At 71.8% G+C, this 4,108-nt stretch carries 3 protein-coding genes; 1 reads left to right on the top strand and 2 read right to left on the bottom strand.

What is annotated here, in order from left to right; genetic code table 11:
* Positions 1-13: 13 nt before the first annotated feature.
* Positions 14-1,189: an acetylornithine deacetylase gene (gene argE / locus WML84_RS13355; RefSeq protein WP_347346629.1), complete on the bottom strand. Its 1,176-nt coding sequence runs from the start codon at positions 1,187-1,189 to the stop codon at positions 14-16.
* Positions 1,190-1,317: 128 nt separating this feature from the next.
* Here argE and WML84_RS13360 point away from each other — a divergent pair, with 128 nt between their 5' ends.
* The gene (locus WML84_RS13360) at positions 1,318-2,364 is read left to right on the top strand and encodes an ATP-dependent DNA ligase (RefSeq protein ID WP_347346630.1); all 1,047 of its coding nucleotides are present in this window, start codon (positions 1,318-1,320) and stop codon (positions 2,362-2,364) included.
* Between the two features lie 15 nt (positions 2,365-2,379).
* Here WML84_RS13360 and WML84_RS13365 read toward each other — a convergent pair whose 3' ends face one another.
* The gene (locus WML84_RS13365) at positions 2,380-4,074 is read right to left on the bottom strand and encodes an alpha-glucosidase (RefSeq protein WP_347346631.1); all 1,695 of its coding nucleotides are present in this window, start codon (positions 4,072-4,074) and stop codon (positions 2,380-2,382) included.
* Between the last annotated feature and the right edge of the window lie 34 nt (positions 4,075-4,108).

The raw sequence follows: 4,108 nt of genomic DNA on the forward strand, positions 1-4,108 counted from the left end.
GGCGCCGGCGCGATCAGCGCACGCGGAGGTCGTCGATCAGGCGATCGACGAAGCGCTCGCACGCGGCGATCTGGTCGAGCTCGATGAACTCGTCCGGCGCGTGCGCCTGGGCGATCTCCCCCGGTCCGCACACGACCGTGGGGATGCCGGCGCGATCGAACAGCCCGGCCTCGGTGCCGTAGGTGACCTTGCCGTCCGACGGAACACCGCCCCAGTCGGCGGCGCGCCCGACGATGCCGGCATCCGCCGCCGTGTCGACGCCCGGCACCGAGGCGAGCACCGTGAGCTCGACGCCCGCGGCGGAATGCCGCCGGGCCGCCTCGTCGCCGATCCGCTGCGCCTCCGCCCGGAAGCGCTCGATCGTCGCGGCGAGGTCGACGGCGGCGAGCGCCCGGAACTCGAACGTCAGCGTGCAGGCCGCCGGGATCGTGTTCACCGCGATGCCCCCGTCGATGCGGTTGACGGTGGCCGTCGTGTACGGCACGACGTAGGCGTCGTCGAAGGGGCCGCTCTCGCGGAACTCCGCGGCGACCTGCTCGACGAAGCGCACGAACTCCGCACCGAGCGCGATCGCGTTGACGCCGTCGGGCGTGAGCGAGGAGTGGGCCGCCACCCCTCGGAGGTCGACGCGGATCACGGTGATCGACTTGTGCCCGCGGACCACGCGCATGCCGGTGGGCTCGCCGACCACGCAGCCGCGCGGGCGGAGTCCGGCATCCGTCATCGCCCGCACGAGGTCGGCGGCACCGAAGCAGCCGACCTCCTCGTCGTACGAGAGCGCGAGGTGGATCGGCTCGGCGAGCGGCGTCGCCGCGATCGCCGGGAGCCGCGAGAGCACCACGCCGATGAACGACTTCATGTCGCACGCTCCGCGGCCGTACAGCCGGCCGTCGCGCACCTGCGCCGCGAACGGCTCGCTCGACCACGCCTGCCCGTCCACGGGCACGACGTCGGTGTGGCCCGAGAGGACGATGCCGCCGTCGACGCCGCCATCGGCCGCCGGGAAGGTCGCGAACAGGTTCGCCTTCGCGCCGGTGTCGTCGGGTACGAGCGTCGCGTCGACGCCGAGGCCCGCCAGGAGCGCGACCACGTGCTCGATGAGCGGCAGGTTGCTGTCGCGGCTGGTCGTGTCGAACGCGATCAGGCGACGGATGTGCTCGAGCGCGGCCTCGGCGGGAATGGACGACACGGGTCCTCCTCGGTTCGGGCGGGTGGGTGCCCACCGATCGTCGCACGGATGCCGGTGCCTCCGCGCCTCGGCGCGGCTCGTGGCGTGCGGGCCTCCCGACTGTCGGCGGCCCGGGGCAGGATGGTCGCATGGCGTACGAGATCCCGGCCCCCATGCTCGCGAAGTCGGTGCCGACCATCCCCGATCCGGCACGAACCCCCGGAGGGCTCTCGTTCGAGCCGAAATGGGACGGCTTCCGGGCGCTGGTCGCGTGGGACGGCGAGTCGGTCGAGATCGGGTCGCGCGGGGCGAAGCCGCTCACGCGCTACTTCCCCGAGCTGGTCGAGGCGTGCGCGCGGCTGCTGCCCGAGCCCTGCCTGCTGGACGGCGAGATCGTCGTGCCGATCGACCGCGACGGGCGCAGGCGGCTCGACTGGGAGTCGCTGTCGCAGCGCATCCATCCGGCGGCGTCCCGCGTCAACCTGCTCGCGGAGCAGACGCCCGCCATGTTCATCGCGTTCGACCTGCTCGCCCGCGGAGAGCGCGATCTGCAGCCCGAGCCGTTCCGCGTGCGCCGCGCGGAGCTGGAGGGCCTCGCCGGCGGGCTGCCGCACCCGATCTCGCTGACCCGCACGACGCTCGACGCCGACCTCGCGCGGCGCTGGCTCGCCGAGTTCGAGGGCGCCGGCCTCGACGGCGTCGTGGCCAAGCCCCTCGACGCGCCGTACGCACCGGGCAAGCGCACGATGTTCAAGATCAAGCACGCCCGCACCGCCGACGTGGTCGCGCTCGGCTACCGCATCCACAAGTCCGGCGAGGGCGTCGGCTCGCTCCTGGTGGGCCTCTACGGCGAGGACGGCACGCTGTACAACGTCGGCGGCGTCGCCGCGTGGAGCAACCAGCGCCGGCTCGAGCTCATCGACGAGCTCGCACCGCTCGTCCAGCGCGACGCCGAGGGAGAGGCGCTGCGCGGCGAGGGCGAGAAGTCCCGCTTCCAGGCCGGCCGCGCCGACTCGTCGTTCGTCAAGCTGCGCCCCGAGCGCGTGCTCGAGGTGCGCTACGACCAGCTCGAGGGCTGGCGCTTCCGGCACACGGTGCAGTTCGAGCGCTGGCGCCCCGACCGCGACCCGCGCTCGTGCACGTACGAGCAGCTCGAGACGGTCGCGGCCTACGACCTCGCCGACGTCCTCGAGTAGCAGTCCGCGCTCGCGTCAGCGTCGGCGCAGGTAGATGCGCGCGTCCCACCCGTCGAGCTCGACCTCGGGGCTGTCGAGCACGGCGGGCGCGTCGTCGTTCGCGAGCAGCAGCTCCGCACCGACCCAGTCGTCCCCGACGGCGACCCGACGCGGCTCGCGGTCGCAGTTCGCGATCACGAGCAGCGACGCGTCCACCGTCGAGCGCGTGTAGGCCCAGACCTCGGGGGCCGCGCCGACGAGCGGCTCGAAGTCGCCGTCCACCAGCACCGGCAGTTCGTGGCGCAAGCGGATGAGCGACCGGTAGTGCGCGAACACAGAGCCTTCGGCATCCACCTGCGCCGCCGCGTTGAGCCACACGTGGTTGGGGTTGACCGGAAGCCACGGCTCGCCGGCGGTGAAGCCGGCGTGCGGCGTGGCATCCCACTGCATGGGCGTGCGCGCGTTGTCGCGGCTGATCTTCGCGAGACCGGTGAGCGCCGCATCCTGGTCGAGGCCGAGCTCGACCACGTTCGCGTAGTAGCGGGCCGCCTCGGGGTCGAGATGCTCGTCGCCGCGCGTGAACGGGTAGTTCGTCATGCCGAGCTCTTCGCCCTGGTAGACGTACGGCGTGCCCCGCATGCCGTGCAGCACCGTCGCCAGCGCGGTCGCGGAACGGTGCCACCAGTGCGGGTCGTCGTCGCCGAACCGCGACACCGCGCGCGGCTGGTCGTGGTTGTTCCAGTACAGGCTGTTCCAGCCCGTCTCGGCGAGCTCCCGCTGCCAGCGGAACAGCGTGTCTCTGAGCTCGGCCCGGTCGAGCCCCAGATAGTCGAACTTGTCGAATCGGCTCTGGTCGAGCTGCACGTGCTCGAACTGGAAGACCATGTCGAGCTCGCCGCGGTCGGCGCCGGTGTACCGCCGCGCCTCCTCCGGGGTGACGCCGGGCATCTCGCCGACCGTCATGTGGCCCTCACGGCCGGAGAAGACCTCGCGGGTCATCTCGGCGAGGTACTCGTGCACGTGCGGGCCGTCGGCGAACATCTGGAACGCGTTCACGTAGCGCGTGCCGGTCGGGTTCGGGGCGTCCGGGAGCCCCTCGACCTTCGAGATGAAGTTGATGACGTCGAGGCGGAACCCGTCGACACCGCGGTCGAGCCACCACCGCATCATGTCGTACGCGGCCGCGCGCACGTCCGGGTTCTCCCAGTTCAGGTCGGGCTGCTTCCGGTCGAACAGGTGCAGATAGTACTGACCCGATGCCTCGTCGAGCTCCCAGACCGACCCGCCGAAGAACGACCCCCAGTTGTTCGGCTCGGCGCCGTCGCGCGCGTCGCGCCACACGTACCAGTCGCGCTTCGGGTCGTCGAGGGACGACCGCGACGCGAGGAACCACGGATGCTCGTCGGAGGTGTGGTTGACGACCACGTCCATGACGAGCTTCATGCCACGGGCGTGCAGGCCCTCGATGAGCTCGTCGAGGTCGGCGAGCGTGCCGAACAGCGGGTCGATGTCGCGGTAGTCGCTGATGTCGTAGCCGAAGTCGGCCTGCGGCGAACGGTAGATGGGCGAGAGCCACACGACGTCGACACCCAGGCGGGCGAGATGATCGAGGCGGCCGATGATGCCGCGGAGGTCGCCCACGCCGTCGCCGTCGGAGTCCGCGAAGCTCCGCGGGTAGATCTGATAGACGACGGCGGACTTCCACCACGGGCTCTCGGAGGCGTGCACCACACCATCCTGGCAGCGCCGGCGGACGTTCGCTCAG

This window comes from Microbacterium sp. (genome assembly GCF_039812165.1).
In the GTDB taxonomy this organism is placed as follows: Bacteria; Actinomycetota; Actinomycetes; order Actinomycetales; family Microbacteriaceae; genus Microbacterium.